At 40.6% G+C, this 17,478-nt stretch carries 16 protein-coding genes; 12 read left to right on the forward strand and 4 right to left on the reverse strand.

Features of this window, described 5'->3' with window-relative positions; all coding sequences use genetic code 11:
* The coding region (locus G574_RS11545) for a transposase (protein ID WP_156828123.1) at positions 1 to 176 on the reverse strand (176 nt) is incomplete at its 3' end.
* 230 nt (positions 177 to 406) lie between these two features.
* Between G574_RS11545 and murD the strand changes: the two genes are divergently transcribed.
* The 11 genes from murD to ileS all read left to right on the forward strand — a co-directional run bounded on the left by murD (position 407) and on the right by ileS (position 13,157).
* On the forward strand, positions 407 to 1,771 hold the full coding sequence (murD, locus tag G574_RS0108315; RefSeq protein ID WP_029691806.1) for a UDP-N-acetylmuramoyl-L-alanine--D-glutamate ligase: 1,365 nt from the start codon (positions 407 to 409) through the stop codon (positions 1,769 to 1,771).
* Complete coding sequence (locus G574_RS0108320; protein ID WP_029691807.1) at positions 1,764 to 2,858, forward strand: UDP-N-acetylglucosamine--N-acetylmuramyl-(pentapeptide) pyrophosphoryl-undecaprenol N-acetylglucosamine transferase; 1,095 nt, start codon at positions 1,764 to 1,766, stop codon at positions 2,856 to 2,858. Before murD ends, G574_RS0108320 begins: the two co-directional genes overlap by 8 nt.
* Complete coding sequence (locus G574_RS0108325; RefSeq protein ID WP_029691808.1) at positions 2,845 to 3,960, forward strand: cell division protein FtsQ/DivIB; 1,116 nt, start codon at positions 2,845 to 2,847, stop codon at positions 3,958 to 3,960. Before G574_RS0108320 ends, G574_RS0108325 begins: the two co-directional genes overlap by 14 nt.
* A 157-nt stretch (positions 3,961 to 4,117) precedes the next feature.
* Positions 4,118 to 5,494, forward strand: coding sequence for a cell division protein FtsA (gene ftsA, locus G574_RS0108330; protein ID WP_029691809.1), 1,377 nt, complete (start codon positions 4,118 to 4,120; stop codon positions 5,492 to 5,494).
* 16 nt (positions 5,495 to 5,510) lie between these two features.
* Positions 5,511 to 6,824, forward strand: a complete 1,314-nt coding sequence (ftsZ, locus tag G574_RS0108335; RefSeq protein WP_029691810.1) for a cell division protein FtsZ — start codon at positions 5,511 to 5,513, stop codon at positions 6,822 to 6,824.
* An 8-nt stretch (positions 6,825 to 6,832) separates the two neighbouring features.
* Positions 6,833 to 7,501, forward strand: coding sequence for a YggS family pyridoxal phosphate-dependent enzyme (locus G574_RS0108340; RefSeq protein ID WP_029691811.1), 669 nt, complete (start codon positions 6,833 to 6,835; stop codon positions 7,499 to 7,501).
* 9 nt (positions 7,502 to 7,510) lie between these two features.
* Positions 7,511 to 8,143, forward strand: a complete 633-nt coding sequence (locus G574_RS0108345; protein WP_029691812.1) for a cell division protein SepF — start codon at positions 7,511 to 7,513, stop codon at positions 8,141 to 8,143.
* A gap of 1 nt (position 8,144) precedes the next feature.
* Positions 8,145 to 8,402, forward strand: coding sequence for a YggT family protein (locus G574_RS11370; protein ID WP_084677592.1), 258 nt, complete (start codon positions 8,145 to 8,147; stop codon positions 8,400 to 8,402).
* Positions 8,403 to 9,197, forward strand: coding sequence for a YlmH family RNA-binding protein (locus G574_RS0108350; RefSeq protein ID WP_029691813.1), 795 nt, complete (start codon positions 8,403 to 8,405; stop codon positions 9,195 to 9,197).
* Positions 9,198 to 9,208: 11 nt separating this feature from the next.
* Complete coding sequence (locus G574_RS0108355) at positions 9,209 to 10,117, forward strand: DivIVA domain-containing protein (protein WP_029691815.1); 909 nt, start codon at positions 9,209 to 9,211, stop codon at positions 10,115 to 10,117.
* A gap of 244 nt (positions 10,118 to 10,361) precedes the next feature.
* Positions 10,362 to 13,157, forward strand: a complete 2,796-nt coding sequence (ileS, locus tag G574_RS0108360; protein ID WP_029691816.1) for an isoleucine--tRNA ligase — start codon at positions 10,362 to 10,364, stop codon at positions 13,155 to 13,157.
* 165 nt (positions 13,158 to 13,322) lie between these two features.
* Here ileS and G574_RS0108365 read toward each other — a convergent pair whose 3' ends face one another.
* Positions 13,323 to 13,625: a DUF1827 family protein gene (locus G574_RS0108365; protein ID WP_017769693.1), complete on the reverse strand. Its 303-nt coding sequence runs from the start codon at positions 13,623 to 13,625 to the stop codon at positions 13,323 to 13,325.
* A gap of 58 nt (positions 13,626 to 13,683) precedes the next feature.
* A complete protein-coding gene (locus tag G574_RS0108370; protein WP_029691817.1) occupies positions 13,684 to 14,133 on the reverse strand; it encodes an NUDIX hydrolase in 450 nt (149 codons plus the stop codon).
* Positions 14,134 to 14,270: 137 nt separating this feature from the next.
* On the opposite strand from G574_RS0108370, the gene G574_RS0108375 reads away from it, so the two are divergent.
* Positions 14,271 to 14,777 (forward strand): ECF transporter S component, encoded by a 507-nt coding sequence (locus G574_RS0108375; RefSeq protein ID WP_029691819.1) that lies wholly within the window; start codon positions 14,271 to 14,273, stop codon positions 14,775 to 14,777.
* A 387-nt stretch (positions 14,778 to 15,164) separates the two neighbouring features.
* Here G574_RS0108375 and G574_RS0108385 read toward each other — a convergent pair whose 3' ends face one another.
* Entirely contained in the window at positions 15,165 to 17,423 is a 2,259-nt protein-coding gene (locus tag G574_RS0108385) for an ATP-dependent Clp protease ATP-binding subunit (RefSeq protein WP_029691820.1), read from the reverse strand.
* Between the last annotated feature and the right edge of the window lie 55 nt (positions 17,424 to 17,478).

The following is a 17,478-nucleotide window of genomic DNA, read 5'->3' on the forward strand; positions in this document are numbered from 1 at the left end:
AGCGATTCTTTAGTTCCGTCGAATCGCTTGTTCCAGCGTATGAGAGAGGCTTTTGAGACCTTGTAGCGTCGACAGATGAAGGCGACAGAGGCACCATTTTGGTAGGTTTTAACCGCGTGGTAACGTGTTTCTAGAGTATGTGGTAAATAGCGAAGATTTTGTGATATACTAGTCATGAGAAGATTCCTTTTTGATGAGTCGTGGTACTCTTATCATATCAGGGAATCTTCTTTTTGACTTCTAGAAGTCTCACATCTATTGTAACGCTACACAGCAATCATCTCGATAAAATGAGGATTCTTGAAAAAAGCCCTAATAAAGGGTAAAATAAGATGATATTATTGAATGTAGAAGGAAGATAAACGATACTAATTGGCATCTGCCAGAAACAATCGTTTTTTATACTATGAAAACAATCACACAATTTGAAAATAAAAAGGTTCTTGTTTTAGGATTGGCGCGTTCAGGTCAAGCTGCAGCAAGATTGTTAGCGAAACTTGGAGCTATCGTCACAGTGAATGATGGCAAGCCATTCGAAGAAAATCCAACAGCGCAAGAGCTGCTTGAAGAAGGAATCAAGGTCTTGTGTGGCAATCATCCCTTGGAGTTACTAGATGAAGAATTTGCTCTTATGGTTAAAAATCCTGGAATTCCTTATCATAATCCAATGATTGTCAGAGCACGTGAAAAAGGTATTCCTATTTGGACAGAAGTGGAATTAGCGGCTTTAGTTTCAGAAGCTCCGATTGTTGGGATTACGGGTTCAAACGGTAAGACGACAACGACGACTATGATCGCTGATGTGTTTAATAACTCCGGACAATCTGGTCTACTGGCTGGAAATATTGGTTACCCCGCTTCGGAGGTTGTTATTAAAGCGACTGAATCAGACACGCTGATTATGGAATTGTCCTCGTTTCAATTAATGGGAGTCGACACCTTCAAACCTCATATTGCGGTTATTACTAATCTTGAGCCAACGCATCTAGACTACCATGGCACATTTGAGGATTATGTCGCAGCGAAGTGGCAGATTCAAAAGCGCATGACAGCTGCTGATTTTATGGTGCTTAATTTTAATCAAGGTATTGCTCGTCGCTTGGCTGAAGAGACTAGGGCAACTGTCATTCCATTTTCAACGATTGATAAAGTAGATGGTGCCTACTTACGAGATGATGCTCTTTTCTTTAAGGATGAGAAGATTATGGCGAGATCAGAAATAGGCGTTCCGGGTGATCATAATGTAGAGAATGCTCTGGCAACAATCGCTGTTGCCAAACTGTCGGGGATTTCAAATGACGTCATTCGGGAAGCCTTGATGTTGTTTGGGGGTGTGAAACATCGCCTGCAGTCAGTCGGTAGTATTAATGACATTGCTTTCTTTAATGATTCAAAATCAACAAATATTTTAGCAACCCAAAAAGCGCTATCTGGGTTTGATAATGATCATCTCATCTTAATTGCAGGTGGACTTGATCGTGGAAATGATTTCGACGCTCTCTTACCAGACATCAAAGGCTTAAAGGCAATGGTAGTACTTGGTGAAACAGCAGATAAATTAACCTCTTTAGCAGAAACTGCGGCTATTCCTGTTTACCATGTTGCTGATGTTGCAGCAGCGACCCAAAAAGCATTTGAGTTAGCCACTTCAGGCGATACGGTTCTTCTAAGTCCCGCCAATGCGAGTTGGGATATGTATCCTAACTTTGAAGTTCGTGGCGATGAATTTTTGAAGGTGGTTGAAACCCTGAGAGGTGAACATCATGCCTAAGAAAAAAATAATCTTGACAGGCGGTGGCACTGTTGGGCATGTGACCTTGAATCTTATTTTAATCCCTAAACTTATCCAAGATGATTGGGAAGTCCACTATATTGGAGATAGAAATGGGATTGAACATGAGGAGATTAGCCGGTTGGCTGAACGCGTTCATTTTCATGGGATAGCGACTGGAAAATTACGCCGGTATTTTTCATGGCAAAATCTGTTGGATGTTTTCAAAGTCGCATTTGGTGTGCTTCAATCACTGGTTCTTGTTGCTAAAATTCGACCAACAGCACTCTTTTCAAAAGGTGGCTTTGTCTCGGTACCACCGGTAATTGCTTCAAAATTGTTGGGAGTTCCGGTTTTTATTCATGAGTCTGACTTATCGATGGGCTTGGCCAACAAGATTGCTTACCGTTTTGCGACTAGAATGTACACGACTTTCCAACAGGAGGCTTCGCTCAGTAAAACGGAGCATATTGGTGCGATCACAAAAGTTCAGCCTTATTCGATTCAGGACGATGCTCTTGTAGAGAATATTCGGGAGCAATTTGATCCTAGCAAGAAGACCCTGCTTTTTGTTGGAGGATCTGCAGGGGCTAATGTTTTTAATGAGTTCGTTAGTCAGCATATTGATGAGTTGAAAGCAGCTTATAATATCATTAATATTACAGGTGATGAGACCTTAAATACTTTATCGCGAAATTGTTATCGGGTAGACTATGTGACGGATCTTTACCAACCTTTGATGCAAATGGCAGATCTCGTTATCACGAGAGGTGGTTCGAATACAATCTTTGAATTGGTCGCGCTTAGAAAGTTGCATCTCATTGTTCCTTTGGGAAAAGAAGCTAGTCGCGGTGACCAGTTGGAAAATGCTGCGTATTTTGAGCGTCAGGGTTATGCGTTGACCTTGTCTGAGGAGGAGCTGTCTTTAGAAACGCTTGGGGCATATAGTGAGAAGTTGTTTAGCAAGTCTTCTCAATTTGAACAAGCGATGGCAACTAGTCAAGAAATAACTTCTCAAGAAGCTTTTTATCAAAAATTGATAGAAGATATTGAGAGGATAAAGGGATCGCAAAATGGCGAAAGATGATAAAAAATTAAAGAAAGATACGCAAAAAGAGCAGCCGGCGATGACCGAATGGCAAAAGCGTAATCAAGAATTCTTACACAAAAAAGCCCAAGAAAAAGAGGAGCAAGAACAAGCTAAAAAGCGACTACAGGAGCTAAAGCGGGCTCAGTTTTCACCAGAGAAAAAGGAAGCGGAGCATGAAGTAGCACCTCGTAAAAACAGACTAAAAAAGACATTAACTTTTGACAAAAAAGCTAAACCTAAGAAGGTAAGAAAACCTAGAGAAAAAAATCCACATCGCAACCGCTTTCTAGTGATTGTCACGATTTTTTCACTGGTTCTCTTGTTAGCGATTTTTATGATCAGTCCTTTAAGTACTTCCAAAACCTTGAGTGTTAGTGGCAATCGCTTCACAACTAAAAAAGACGTTGTGGCCGCTTCGAAGATTTCATCGGGTGATTATTTGCTGACGGTTTTTGGACAGCGAAGAGCTATTGCCCAAAAGATTGTTGACAATGATTCGTGGGTAAAATCAGCAAGTGTTGACTATCGGTTCCCAAACCAGTTTCATTTATCAGTCAAGGAACATCAAGTGGTTGCTTACCGCCAGGTGAACAATGCTTTTTATCCCATACTGGATAATGGGCTGGTAATTGACGAAGAGACCAAGCAGTTACCAAACAACTATCTGACGATCAATCTTTCTAAAAAACAACAGATCAAGGCTTTTATTAAAGCAATAGGTAGCCTTAAAAGACCTATTCGACGAAACATTCGACAAGTGACTGCCGAATCATCTAAGTCCACAAAAGATTTGGTCTTGATTGAGATGTATGATGGTAATACCGTGAGGGTTCCCTTAGCAAAGATTTCAGCAAGTTTGCCTTACTATACGCAGGTTAAACAACAATTGCAAGGGCCGAGTGTGATTGATATGGAGGTTGGTATCTTCGTAACCAATGAGGCAAGCGAATCTACCTCAGATAGTTCTGAGGTGACAACAGAACAAACAACGGTTCCTCAAGATCAAGAGGTGTCACAAGTAGATGGAGCAACTGATAGTGCAAGTCAACCTTCTGAGTCATTACCTAGTGAGGAAGTCAGTGATTCTCTAGTCCAATAAGTTAGTCGGAAATAGGTTTCACTTGTTTACATTTGTATAACAAAAAGCACAAAAGCTATTCATTTTGTGCTTTTTTATGATATAATATGCTTTGAATAATTCCGCCCTGATGCGGTTTTTAGAATAGTAAGTAATGGAAAGAATGAGAGGTTGGGTAATGGCAAGAAACGGCTTTTTTACGGGCTTAGATATTGGTACAAGCTCGATTAAAGTGCTAGTTGCAGAATACGTTGATGGTGACATGAATGTCATTGGTGTAAGCAATGTCAAAAGCTCAGGTGTGAAAGATGGTATCATCGTTGACATTGATGCAGCAGCAAAAGCGATAAAATTAGCGATTGAACAAGCAGAAGAAAAATCAGGAATTTCAATTGAAAAAATCAATGTAGGTTTACCGGCGAACCTCTTACAAATCGAGCCTACGCAAGGCATGATTCCTGTGACGAGTGAGTCAAAAGAAATCAAAGATGAAGATGTTGAGAGTGTTGTCAAATCAGCTTTAACAAAAAGCATCACTCCAGAACGCGAAGTCATTTCTTTAGTTCCTGAAGAGTTTATTGTGGATAGCTTCCAAGGTATCCGTGATCCTCGTGGTATGATGGGGATTCGTTTGGAAATGCGAGGCTTGCTCTATACAGGACCAACGACAATCTTGCATAATTTACGTAAAACGGTTGAACGTGCGGGTATTTCAGTTGAAAATATCATCATCTCACCACTAGCAATGACAAGATCAGTGCTCAATGAAGGTGAGCGTGAATTTGGTGCAACGGTTATTGATATGGGTGGAGGGCAAACAACTGTTGCTTCAATGAGAGCACAGGAGTTGCAATACACGAATATCTATCCTGAAGGTGGCGATTACGTGACAAAGGACATTTCAAAAGTCCTAAAAACATCTATGCAGATTGCTGAAGCGCTGAAATTTAACTTCGGAAATGCCAATGTCAAAGAAGCTAGCGCAACAGACAGTGTACAAGTGGAAGTTGTCGGTAGTGACGAACCAATCAATGTGACTGAAAAATATCTGGCTGAAATCATTTCAGCACGAATTAAACATGTGTTAGAGCGTGTGAAACAGGATCTGGAACGCGGTCGTTTGTTAGAGCTTCCAGGTGGTATTGTCATTATTGGTGGAGGTGCTATCTTACCTGGTGTTGTTGAGATTGCACAAGAAGTGTTTGGTTCAAAAGTAAAACTTTTTGTCCCTCATCAAGTGGGTATCCGTAACCCAATGTTTGCTAATGTTATCGCTTTAGTAGAATATGTAGGAACATTGACAGACGTGGATATTATCGCTCAGGGAGCTGTGACAGGAGAAGAGCTCTTGCGCCGCAAGCCGATTGATATTGCGCCAAACTACACAACAGCAATGCCACAGCAGACACAGCCAACCGTATCAAATGATTTTCCTTTTGATAACGGTCTAGCTGGTGATGGTGAAGCAACCTTCAATGAAGTGCCAAAAGCGACTGAACCTAAACAAAATCTTGGTGAGAGAGTTCGTGGTATTTTTGGTAGTATGTTTGATTAAAAAGTGAGGAATTAACATGTCATTTTCATTTGATACAGCGTCTATGCAAGGTGCCGTTATTAAAGTTATTGGTGTCGGTGGTGGCGGTGGAAACGCCATTAACCGCATGATAGATGAAGGTCTTGCAGGAGTTGAATTTATTGCAGCCAATACAGATATTCAAGCTTTGAGTTCTTCTAAAGCGGAAACAGTGATTCAATTAGGTCCCAAATTGACTCGCGGTCTTGGAGCTGGAGGACAACCTGAAGTTGGCCGTAAAGCTGCCGAAGAAAGTGAAGAAGTTTTAACAGAAGCTTTGAACGGTGCTGACATGGTCTTTATCACTGCTGGTATGGGCGGTGGATCTGGAACAGGAGCTGCTCCGGTCATTGCTCGCATTGCTAAAAGCTTGGGAGCTTTAACAGTAGCAGTGGTCACCCGTCCTTTTGGTTTTGAGGGTAACAAACGTGGTAACTTTGCCATTGAAGGTATTCAAGAGCTGCGTGAGCAGGTTGATACTTTGCTAATCATCTCAAACAACAATTTGCTTGAAATTGTTGATAAGAAAACCCCTCTTCTCGAAGCTCTTAGTGAAGCCGATAATGTTCTTCGACAAGGTGTCCAAGGGATCACTGACTTGATTACAAGTCCTGGTCTGATTAACCTTGACTTTGCAGACGTTAAGACTGTAATGGCTAATAAAGGAAATGCCCTTATGGGTATTGGCATTGGCTCTGGTGAAGAGCGTATTGTCGAAGCGGCTCGTAAAGCAATCTACTCACCGCTGTTGGAAACAACCATTGATGGTGCAGAAGATGTTATTGTCAACGTTACAGGTGGTTTAGATATGACCTTGACAGAAGCAGAAGAAGCTTCTGAAATTGTTGGTCAAGCAGCAGGTAGCGGTGTTAATATTTGGTTGGGGACATCAATTGATGATACATTAAAAGATGAGATTCGTGTAACCGTTGTAGCGACGGGTGTCCGTCAAGATCGTACCGAGCAAGTGTCAGGGATACGTTCAACACCACGTACCTTCAACAACACTTCTTCTGCCCAACCGACTCAAGCTAATCGTCCAGCAGAAGAGCCAGCACCTTCTTTTGACCGTCGTCAAATGAATTTCGATATGGCTCAAAACATGGATATGCCAACGTCACATCCAACTCCGCAAACGGACTTTAATCAGCCATCTCAAAACTCTGCTTTTGGTAACTGGGACCTTCGTCGTGACAATATTGCACGTCCGACAGAGGGTGAATTGGATGGCAAGTTAAATATGTCAACGTTCTCAAGTTCAAATGACTCGGATGATGAGTTGGATACACCACCATTCTTTAAAAACCGCTAAGTAAACTTATGGATCTGACCCTTAATAAAGAGACTGTTTTTGATAAGGTGGCAGTAGCTAAGCAAGACGCCCAACGCAAAGATGATGTGTCAATTATTGCTGTTACCAAATATGTTGATAGTTCTGTAGCAGGACAACTGATTGATGCAGGTGTGATGCACATTGGAGAAAATCGCGTTGATAAATTTTTGGACAAGTATCATTCTTTAGCGGATAAATCAGTGACTTGGCACCTCATAGGCAGTTTGCAACGGCGTAAAGTTAAGGATGTTATCAATTTAGTTGATTATTTTCATGCCTTAGATTCCTTGAAATTAGCCCATGAAATTAATAAAAGAGCAAATCATGTGATCAATTGTTTTTTGCAAGTCAATATCTCAAGAGAAGCTTCGAAGCGTGGTTTTAAAGTTGAGGAGCTGGACGAAGCCATTAAAGAGTTGACTGAATTACCTAATATAAGATTGGTCGGCTTGATGACGATGGCACCAGCTCATGCTAGTGAAGACGAACTGGAAGCTATTTTTGAGGAAACCTTTCAGTTAAGAGAACTTTTGAAATCTAAGAAAATAAAGAATATGCCAATGACCGAGTTGAGCATGGGAATGAGTAGCGATTATCGAATTGCTATCAAACATGGCGCAACATTTGTGCGAATTGGTACAGCGTTCTTTCAATAGGAGAGATAAATGGCATTTTTAAAAGATAAATTTGAAAAAGTCGTTTCTTACTTCGATACAGATGAAGTAAGTGATGTAGAAGAGTTGGAAGCATCGCTACCACCACATTCCCAAAATGATGCCCATCAACAACCGGTAAAACCGTCAGTGCAACCGGAAAAAAGTTACAGAGAGGCTGCTGGGTCACGCACAACAGCTAGGTCTAGCCAGTCTGGCAATCCTACAGTAAGTCGAACACAGCACACACCAAGTTCAAACCCACAACGTGATGCTGGAGTTGCTGATCATTACCGTAGAGAGCGTAAGCAAAGTCATCATACGACACAGCAACAGCAAGTGCCATCGCAACCAACGATAGCATTGAAATATCCTAGAAGGTATGAAGATGCTACGGAAATTGTAGACCTTCTGGCGGGTAATGAGTGTGTGTTGATTGATTTTCAATATATGTTAGAAGCACAAGCACGTCGTTGCCTTGATTTTGTCGATGGTGCGAGCAGGGTTTTATCAGGGAATCTTCAAAAGGTGGGATCATCTATGTACCTGCTAACGCCTCAATTTGTGCTAGTAGATATTGAAGAAATGACAATACCTGGTGCTGGTCAAGAAGTCAATTTTGACTATGATATGAAACGACGTTAATATGGTTTTGATGTATCTTATTTTAGTGAGATTGGTTAGGATTTACTCGACATTACTTGTTATCTACGCATTATTGTCCTGGTTCCCTGGTGCTTATCAAACACGATTGGGACAATTATTGGTATCTATTGTTGAACCAACTCTATCTCCTTTCAGACGATTGCATTTACGTTTTGGAGGAATTGATTTCACCATTATTGCTGTTTTCTTTTTTCTCCAACTCTTATTGAGAGTATTTTCATACTTATTACTATTCTAAATGAAGACAACAGCTAAACACCTCTACCAGCATTATGATTCTAGTGAACATGACTTTTTAGACAAAGTTCAAGATATGCTGCAGTATGTGGAAAGGTCTTACAGTATTTATGTGACGGATTTTATTGATCCTAGGCAAGAAGCGATGATTAAAGAGCTTGTTGCTCAAACCGCTTTACAATGTTATTCAAGTCAAGGTATCATCACTGATGAATACCACCGTGTCATTATTGCTCCCAATTATTATCAGCTAGATGTTAATGATTTTGAGATTGTTTTACTTACCATTGATTATGCTAAAAAATTCAACAAGCTAACCCATTCACAGATTATGGGGACATTGATTAATCAGCTTGGGATTAGGCGTACTGTCTTTGGTGATATTCTAGTGAATGGTGATGAGGCACAGTTATTTCTTGAAAAATCTATGGTAACTTATTTTGAAACAAATGTTGCCAAAATTGCTAAAGTGCCAGTTAAGCTACGTCAGATTCCCTTTGAGAGAAAAATAAGGCATTCTGAAGAAGGGGAAGATAAAGTTTATTTGGTTTCTAGTTTGCGATTAGATAAGGTAATCGCTGCTGTGCATAAATTACCTAGACAAACTAGTCAAAAGCTAATTGAAGCGCAAAAGGTCAAAGTCAACTATAGATTGATGACGAAAACGACAGAAGAAATCTCACAAGCTGATCTAATCAGTGTGAGGGGATATGGCCGCATGAGAATTATGTCACATGAGGGCATGACTGCTAAAGGGAAGCATCGTCTAGTCGTTAAAAAAATAAGACAGAAATAAAGGAGGTTGTAATGGCAATTACAGCACTTGATATTAAAGATAAAACATTTAAATTAAAATTTCGTGGTTATAGCGAAGAAGAAGTTAATGAATTTTTAGATATTGTGGTTGACGATTATGAACAGTTAACACGTCAAAATCGTGAACAAGAAGCAAAAATAAAAATCCTTGAAGAAAAATTGGCTTACTTTGATGAAATGAAAGAGTCGTTAAGCCAATCTGTGATTTTAGCTCAAGAAACTGCTGATAAGGTAAAAACGTCGGCACATACAGAGTCTGAAAATATTTTAACGCACGCGAACAACCAGGCAACCCTACTATTGGAAGAAGCTAAACAAAAAGCTAACGACATGCTTCGTGATGCAGCAGATGAAGCGAAACGTGTTGCTGTTGAGACGGAAGATTTGAAACGTCAGACACGTGTTTTCCACCAACGCCTGTTGTCATCTGTTGAAAGTCATTTGGCCTTGGTTAATTCACCTGAGTGGGATGAATTGTTGCAACCAACAGCTTCTTATATTCAAAATTCAGATCAGGCTTTCAGAGATGTTGTCGAAACAGTGCTTGACAACAACAATGCCCCTCAGGCGGCTGATTTTGGTGCGACAGATGCTACACGCCAATTCTCATCTGAGGAAATGGCGGAGTTGCAACGACGCGTTGAAGAGAGCAACCGCCAGCTAGAAGAAACAATCGCTGGTCAAGCACCTCTTCTAACAGATGATTTATTATTTGATACTAGTCTTACGGATGATGTTTCTTCTCTAGACAGTACGACAAGTGAAGATTCATTTTCATTTGTGGTAGACCCTGAATTTTCAGAAGGAGACTCGCTTTTAGGCCAGTCGACTGCCTTTACTGAATCGGCTGATTTGAATTTGAGTGAGACACAAACCTTTAAATTAAATATTGAAGATTAAGAAAAACACGAGCATTAATAAATGTACCAAGCGATCAGAGGATGGTGTGAGCTCTGAGACCTCTTTATTAATGGTTATCATTTTCGATCTTTCAAGCAGAATAACAAGTAAGCTTGGAGGGGGGAACTACCTTACGGTTCAAGGAGGAATTACTGGTTAACAGTGATTTGAATTAAGGTGGTACCACGAGCTTTCGTCCTTTTAGGATGGAGGCTTTTTGTTTAGAAAAAATTAAGGAGACAATATGAAATTAAAAGAAACACTTAATCTTGGGAAAACAGCTTTTCCAATGCGCGCAGGACTTCCTAATAAAGAGCCTCAATGGCAAGCTGCTTGGGAAGAAGCAGACATTTACCAAAAACGGCAATTATTAAATGAGGGTAAACCGTCATTTCATTTGCACGATGGTCCTCCATATGCTAATGGGAATATCCATGTTGGGCATGCTTTAAATAAAATTTCAAAAGATATTATTGTCCGTTCGAAGTCAATGTTGGGATACTCAGCTCCCTATGTGCCTGGATGGGACACGCATGGTTTGCCGATTGAGCAAGTATTGGCAAAACAAGGTGTCAAGCGTAAAGAAATGGATTTAGCTGAATACCTTGAAATGTGTCGTGACTATGCCCTTTCTCAAGTTGATAAGCAGCGTGACGATTTTAAACGACTAGGTGTTTCTGCAGATTGGGACAACCCTTATATCACACTTGATCCAAAGTTTGAAGCTGATCAGATCCGCGTTTTCGGAGCTATGGCCGATAAAGGTTATATCTATCGTGGTGCTAAGCCAGTTTATTGGTCTTGGTCATCTGAGTCTGCGTTAGCAGAAGCAGAAATCGAATATCATGATATTGATTCGACATCACTTTACTATGCCAATAAGGTTAAAGATGGTAAGGGTGTTCTTGACACAGATACCTATATCGTTGTTTGGACAACAACACCATTTACCATTACCGCATCACGTGGTTTAACTGTTGGTGCAGACTTAGATTATCTAGTGGTTCAAACAAGTGATTCTGCTCGTAAATACGTGGTGGCAGAAGCGCTTGTTGATACCTTGGCAACCAAATTTGGTTGGGAAACGTTTGAGATTGTTGCACGTCATAAGGGTTCAGAGTTAGAGTATATCGTTACAGAACACCCTTGGGATGAAGCTGTTGATGAGCTGGTTATTCTCGGTGATCATGTCACAACAGATTCTGGTACTGGTATCGTCCATACCGCACCAGGATTCGGTGAAGACGACTATCATGTTGGTGTTAAATATGATCTTGAGGTTGCGGTAACGGTTGACAGTCGAGGTCTAATGATGGAAAATGCTGGTCCTGATTTTGAAGGTCAGTTCTACGATAAGGTGGTGCCAACAGTTGTTGACAAGCTAGGCGACTTACTCTTAGCTAAAGAAGTTATAACTCACTCTTATCCATTCGACTGGCGTACTAAAAAACCGATTATTTGGCGAGCTGTCCCACAATGGTTTGCATCAGTTGCAAAATTCCGTCAAGAAATCCTTGATGAGATTGAAAAAACAACTTTCCATCCTTCATGGGGTAAAACGCGCCTTTACAATATGATTCGTGACCGTGGCGATTGGGTTATTTCACGTCAACGCGCTTGGGGTGTTCCTTTGCCAATCTTCTATGCTGAAGACGGCACGGCTATCATGACCAAAGACGTGACGGATTATGTGGCGGACTTATTTGCAGAACATGGTTCAGTTATTTGGTGGCAACGTGAGGCTAAAGATCTTCTTCCAGAAGGCTTTACCCACCCAGGATCACCAAATGGTGAATTTACGAAAGAAACAGATATCATGGATGTCTGGTTTGACTCAGGTTCCTCATGGAATGGTGTGATGAATGCGCGTGAGCATTTAGCTTATCCAGCGGATCTTTATCTTGAAGGATCTGATCAATATCGTGGTTGGTTTAACTCATCACTCATTACTTCTGTAGCGGTTAATGGACATGCCCCATATAAGGGTGTCCTTTCTCAAGGTTTCGTTCTTGATGGTAAGGGCGAGAAGATGTCTAAATCTAAAGGAAACATCATTTCACCTAACGATGTAGCTAAGCAATATGGTGCTGAAATCCTTCGTCTTTGGGTAGCCTCAGTTGATACGGATAATGACGTGCGTGTGTCTATGGATATTTTAGGACAAGTCTCTGAAACTTATCGTAAGATCCGCAACACATTACGCTTCCTTCTAGCCAATACACAAGATTTTAATCCAGCTACTGATGCAGTTGCTTACCATGATTTAGGAGCGGTTGATAAGTATCTCACGATTAAGTTTAATCATCTGGTTAGCACTATTCGTGAAGCCTATGACAATTATGAATTTATGACTATTTACAAGGCTGTGGTTAACTTTGTGACTGTCGACTTATCTGCTTTTTACCTTGATTTTGCTAAAGATGTCGTTTATATTGAATCAGCTGATAGCCTAGAACGTCGTTGCATGCAAACTGTGTTCTACGATATCCTTGTGAAAATCACGAAGCTTTTAACACCGATTTTGCCACATACAACTGAAGAAATCTGGTCATATCTAGAACATGAAACGGAAGAGTATGTGCAATTGACAGATATGCCAACTACTCAAACGTTTGAAAATGAGGAAAGCATTTTAGCTGCTTGGGATGACTTTATGGAATTCCGTGCGCATGCTCAAAAAGCGTTAGAAGAAGCTCGTAATGCTAAAGTGATTGGTAAATCACTAGAAGCTCATCTGACAGTATATGCTAACGACGAAGTAAGAACTATGCTAGCTGCCTTAGATAGTAACATTGCCTTGCTTTTAATCGTTTCTAATCTAACATTGGCTGATGAAGCGGAAAAACCAGCGGATGCTGTTGCATTTGATGGCGTTGCTTTCAGTGTTGAACGAGCATTAGGTGATGTATGTGATCGTTGCCGTCGTATTGACCCAACAACACAAGAGCGCTCTTACCATGCGACCCTATGTGATCACTGTGCCCAAATTGTTGAGAGTCATTTTGCTCAAGCAGTTGCAGAAGGTTTTGAAACAAACTAAATAGCTGTTAAATAGACGTGGTGAAGGTACTGGTCTTGCTAAGGTCTGAAATTTCAGCGTCATACGAAATAAACAGGAATCTCTGATGCCATTGTTAGAAGCAGTGGCTGCCTGAGGCTCCTGTTTTTATCTGTCAAAAATAAAAAAACAAGCCATGGGACTTGCTTAATCAGTGGTTGGTATAGAGATAATGATCAGTTTGTCAGTAAGAGACGTTTTGATCTTATCTTTTTGAATGATTGAGGTATCAACTTTTCGGTGGAGGAAAAATTCACGGATTTTTTCAAGTTCAGAATCTTTGATAGCTCGGTATTTATTGGAGATAACCAGTTCATAATGCTTAGGGGCTTGGGTGAAGATAACATCAGTATTGCCAGCTGAATAGACTTCAACGAAAGTTGCATCAGTGTTTCGGAGTTGATTTTTCACAAGTGTCGGGTGACTACTTGTCACATTAATAAGTCTCATATGCATCCTCCTATAAAACTATTGTGTCTTTATTATATCACTAATTCAGATGAAAATATTATTTCCTATGTTTTTTCTGCCACATTTCAATGCCCCATTGATGGCTACCACGTTTTAATTTGTCTTTGGCTTCTTGAATAGGGAACCAAGCTAAATTGTTGAAATCTTCCAAGGGTTTGCTAATCTCTTGGTAGGCGGTTACTTCATAAATATAGGCAGGGTTATAGAAGTGTGTGTCACGATGGCTAGAATAAAAATACTCATCAGCTTGCCCAAAGTAATCACCGATAGTTGCTTCGAACCCTAATTCCTCAATTAACTCTCGCTCAAGAGCTTGGAGATGATTTTCACTACCTTCGATTTCGCCACCAGGAAGAAACCAAGCACCATTTGGAGCTTGAACAAGAATGATTTGGTCGCCGATTTGATTAGGGATAACGGCATAAACACCGTAACGATTTTGATATTGGACATTGTCTTCTTTGAGACCAAAGACTGGATTTGACATGGGATTCCTCTAATTTCTTTTTTCTTATTATACTAAAAATGTCTGAAATTCACTAGAATAGTTCTCACAAAATTTTGACAATTGTTTAAAAACTTGATATAACAGATAGCAATATTTAAACTATTGGAGGATGATATATGTCAGCGAGGCGCTTAACGATTTCAGCATTATTAATGACGGCAACTCTTATACTGAGTGCCAGTATTTTATCTATTCCAGTTCCTGGAGGGCATTTTTATATTAATGGTATTGTCATTTTCTTAGTTGGTCTATTGTTTCCTCCTTTGGAAGCGGTTATTGTAGCAGGTATTGGGTCATTTTTGGGTGACTTTTTCTTCTATCCAGCACCCATGTTTGTCACACTTGTCACGCATGGTTTGCAAGTTTTGGCGATTTCTTGGTTGGTTGGTCCAAAGGCAACGAAAGCTAGCAAAAGTCGCGTTTGGTTCGCCATGTCAGTAGGTGCCATCATTGATATTGTAGGTTATGGTTTGGGTAGAGCCTTTGTATACGCTAATCCCCAGTATGCGATATTGAAACTTCCCTTCGATGTATTGGCAGTTTTGCTATCCATGGTAGTAGTATCTGTTATTTATTTTAAGACTTCTCTTTTTAAAGATTTTCAAACTTACTGGAATCGTTGAGAGAGAAATCTAGGCATATCCCCTTGGCTTTATCAATTCTTCATTGAGGTTGTTAAGGTTTTACCCGTCATGTCGCCCAGGATTGTCATTACTTCATTTGTAATGGCTATTTTAAATGAGCTATGGTATCACTTGGGGGCTTCTCTTGTGAGTGATCAAAATGACTGATGACAAGGTGTTTTATTTAAAAAAGTCTCAGAAACAGTCTGGTTTGGTATTGAAGGATGGTGGTATCAAGAATATTCAGTGAAGAGGGCATATTGTTCGTGGTGATGAGCCAACATCAGAAGGAGGCTTGGCTAAAGCGATAGCTTACTCGCAGCATTTAGCACTTGTTAGCAGTAATGACTACTAAAAAGAGGTTGGCTTTTCCCAACCTCTTTTAACTTATTTTTCTTCTGCAGTTGCTTCAACTTTAGTGCTTGATTTAATAACGATTTTTCCGTTAGAAGTCATGATAGCACGAAGTTCTTTTTCAGAAGGGTTTTCGAGATAAAAGTCTGTTATAGCATCTTCGATATGCTCTTGGATGGTACGACGGAGCGGACGAGCTCCCATTTTAGGGTCATACCCTAGGTCAACTAGTTTTTCTTTGACTTTATCAGTTACTTCCAAGTGAAGACCGTTCATTGCAAGACGTTTGTTCACATCTTCGAGCATTAGATCAACGATGTGAAGGAGATTTTCTTTTTCAAGTGCTTTAAATTCAATAATACCGTCAAAACGGTTCATGAATTCCGGACTAAAGAAGTCTCCGAGCTGATTGAGAACGGAATTAGTACGTCCTTCACGAGCGGCACCAAATCCGACTGAAGCTTCAACTTTACCAGTTCCCGCATTAGAAGTCATAATGATAATAGTGTCTTTAAAGCTGACCGTGCGCCCTTGACCATCCGTTAGACGACCATCATCCAAGACTTGAAGGAACATATGCATGACATCTGGGTGAGCTTTTTCAACCTCGTCAAGCAAGATTAGTGAGTATGGGTTACGGCGCACTTTTTCAGTCAATTGACCAGCTTCTTCGTAACCAACATATCCTGGAGGAGCCCCGACCAGTTTTGCAACAGAGTGTTTTTCCATATACTCTGACATGTCAAATCGAATCATGCTATCAGCAGAACCGAAGAGCTCGATAGCCAGCTGTTTAGACAGTTCCGTCTTACCGACACCAGTTGGTCCGACAAAGAGGAAGCTTCCTATTGGTCGGTTTGGAGACCCTAGTCCAACACGATTACGGCGGATAGCTTTAGCTATTTTATCGACAGCATCATCTTGTCCGATAACATGACTTTTGAGATCGTCTGCTAGGTGAATCAATTGACTTTGCTCTTTTTCTTTGAGCTCACCGACTGGAATGCTTGTTTTTTGTTCGATGATGGCTTCGATATTTTTTTCTGTCACAACAGGTGTGTCTTGATCATCGACTTTTTGAGCTTGCATTTCTTTGTATTTAGCGATTTGATCACGGAAGTAGGCAGCACGTTCGTAATCTTCGTCACGAGTTGCTTGTGCCTTGAGATTTTCAGCCTCAATGAGACGCTGGTCAATTTCTTGTGGATCAACAAAATTAAGAGTCAAATTCATTTTAGAACCGGCTTCATCCAGTAGATCAATAGCTTTATCAGGCAAGAACCGATCTTGAATGTAGCGATTAGAAAGGATAGCAGCAGCCTCGATAGCATCAGTGCTATATTTGACATGATGGTAATCTTCGTATTTCGGCTGAATGCCTTTTAAGATTGTAATGGTTTCTTCCACACTTGGTTCGTCAACCTTGACGGGTTGCATACGACGTTCCAGAGCGGCATCTTTTTCGATAATGCGGTATTCATTGAGTGTGGTTGCACCAACGAGTTGCAACTCACCACGGGCCAGCGCTGGTTTCAAGATGTTACCCGCATCCATATTACCATCACCAGCATTACCTGCACCGACGATTTCATGGATTTCATCAATAAAGAGAATAACATCTTGGCGGTTGCGGATCTCATCCATCAGTTTTTGCATACGCTCTTCAAACTGCCCGCGGATTCCAGTACCTTGTACTAAACTAACCACATCCAATCGGATGACTTGTTTTCCTTGGAGTTTTTGAGGGACATCTGAATCAACGATTTTTTGAGCCAATCCTTCAACAACAGCTGTTTTACCAACACCGGGTTCACCGATGAGGACTGGATTATTTTTGGTACGACGGTTGAGAATTTCAATGACACGAAGGATTTCATCGTCACGACCGATGACAGGGTCAATGTCGCCACGGCGGGCAATGTCAGTAATGTTAATCCCAAATTCTTCGAGTAGTCCTTGAGGTTTTTGCGGAGTGGATCCTTGAGGGCGATTTGGAATCCTATTTCCTGTACCGCCGTTACCGCCTTGGCCTCCCGCCTGTGTCTTAGGAGTGTTAGGCAAATCACCACTAAAAGCACGGAAATTGTTAAGGTCTCCAAAGAAATCATCGAAGAATGGGTTTAGTGATGAAGAAGCCTGTTCTTGTCCTAAATGGGATAGAAAACCATTTTTAGGGTCTGTTTTCATAATTTGATAGCAATTTTGACAGAGATCAACTTGTTTTTGTTTACCATTAACATTAGTGTATAAATGGATGGTTGATTCGTTTAATTTGCAATTTTGACAAAGCATAGAGACACCTCGTTTTTTTGACGTAATTCTAGTAACAATAGATGGTAAAATCTGG

This window comes from Streptococcus hyovaginalis DSM 12219 (assembly GCF_000420785.1).
Taxonomy (GTDB): Bacteria; Bacillota; Bacilli; order Lactobacillales; family Streptococcaceae; genus Streptococcus; species Streptococcus hyovaginalis.

Excerpts from the sequence above, each read along its gene's own strand:
- murD (WP_029691806.1), top strand. The coding sequence starts at position 407 with ATGAAAACAATCACACAATTTGAAAATAAAAAGGTTCTTGTTTTAGGA.
- G574_RS0108320 (WP_029691807.1), top strand. The coding sequence starts at position 1,764 with ATGCCTAAGAAAAAAATAATCTTGACAGGCGGTGGCACTGTTGGGCAT.
- G574_RS0108325 (WP_029691808.1), top strand. The coding sequence starts at position 2,845 with ATGGCGAAAGATGATAAAAAATTAAAGAAAGATACGCAAAAAGAGCAG.
- ftsA (WP_029691809.1), top strand. The coding sequence starts at position 4,118 with ATGGCAAGAAACGGCTTTTTTACGGGCTTAGATATTGGTACAAGCTCG.
- ftsZ (WP_029691810.1), top strand. The coding sequence starts at position 5,511 with ATGTCATTTTCATTTGATACAGCGTCTATGCAAGGTGCCGTTATTAAA.
- G574_RS0108340 (WP_029691811.1), top strand. The coding sequence starts at position 6,833 with ATGGATCTGACCCTTAATAAAGAGACTGTTTTTGATAAGGTGGCAGTA.
- G574_RS0108345 (WP_029691812.1), top strand. The coding sequence starts at position 7,511 with ATGGCATTTTTAAAAGATAAATTTGAAAAAGTCGTTTCTTACTTCGAT.
- G574_RS11370 (WP_084677592.1), top strand. The coding sequence starts at position 8,145 with ATGGTTTTGATGTATCTTATTTTAGTGAGATTGGTTAGGATTTACTCG.
- G574_RS0108350 (WP_029691813.1), top strand. The coding sequence starts at position 8,403 with ATGAAGACAACAGCTAAACACCTCTACCAGCATTATGATTCTAGTGAA.
- G574_RS0108355 (WP_029691815.1), top strand. The coding sequence starts at position 9,209 with ATGGCAATTACAGCACTTGATATTAAAGATAAAACATTTAAATTAAAA.
- ileS (WP_029691816.1), top strand. The coding sequence starts at position 10,362 with ATGAAATTAAAAGAAACACTTAATCTTGGGAAAACAGCTTTTCCAATG.
- G574_RS0108365 (WP_017769693.1), bottom strand. The coding sequence starts at position 13,625 with ATGAGACTTATTAATGTGACAAGTAGTCACCCGACACTTGTGAAAAAT.
- G574_RS0108370 (WP_029691817.1), bottom strand. The coding sequence starts at position 14,133 with ATGTCAAATCCAGTCTTTGGTCTCAAAGAAGACAATGTCCAATATCAA.
- G574_RS0108375 (WP_029691819.1), top strand. The coding sequence starts at position 14,271 with ATGTCAGCGAGGCGCTTAACGATTTCAGCATTATTAATGACGGCAACT.
- G574_RS0108385 (WP_029691820.1), bottom strand. The coding sequence starts at position 17,423 with ATGCTTTGTCAAAATTGCAAATTAAACGAATCAACCATCCATTTATAC.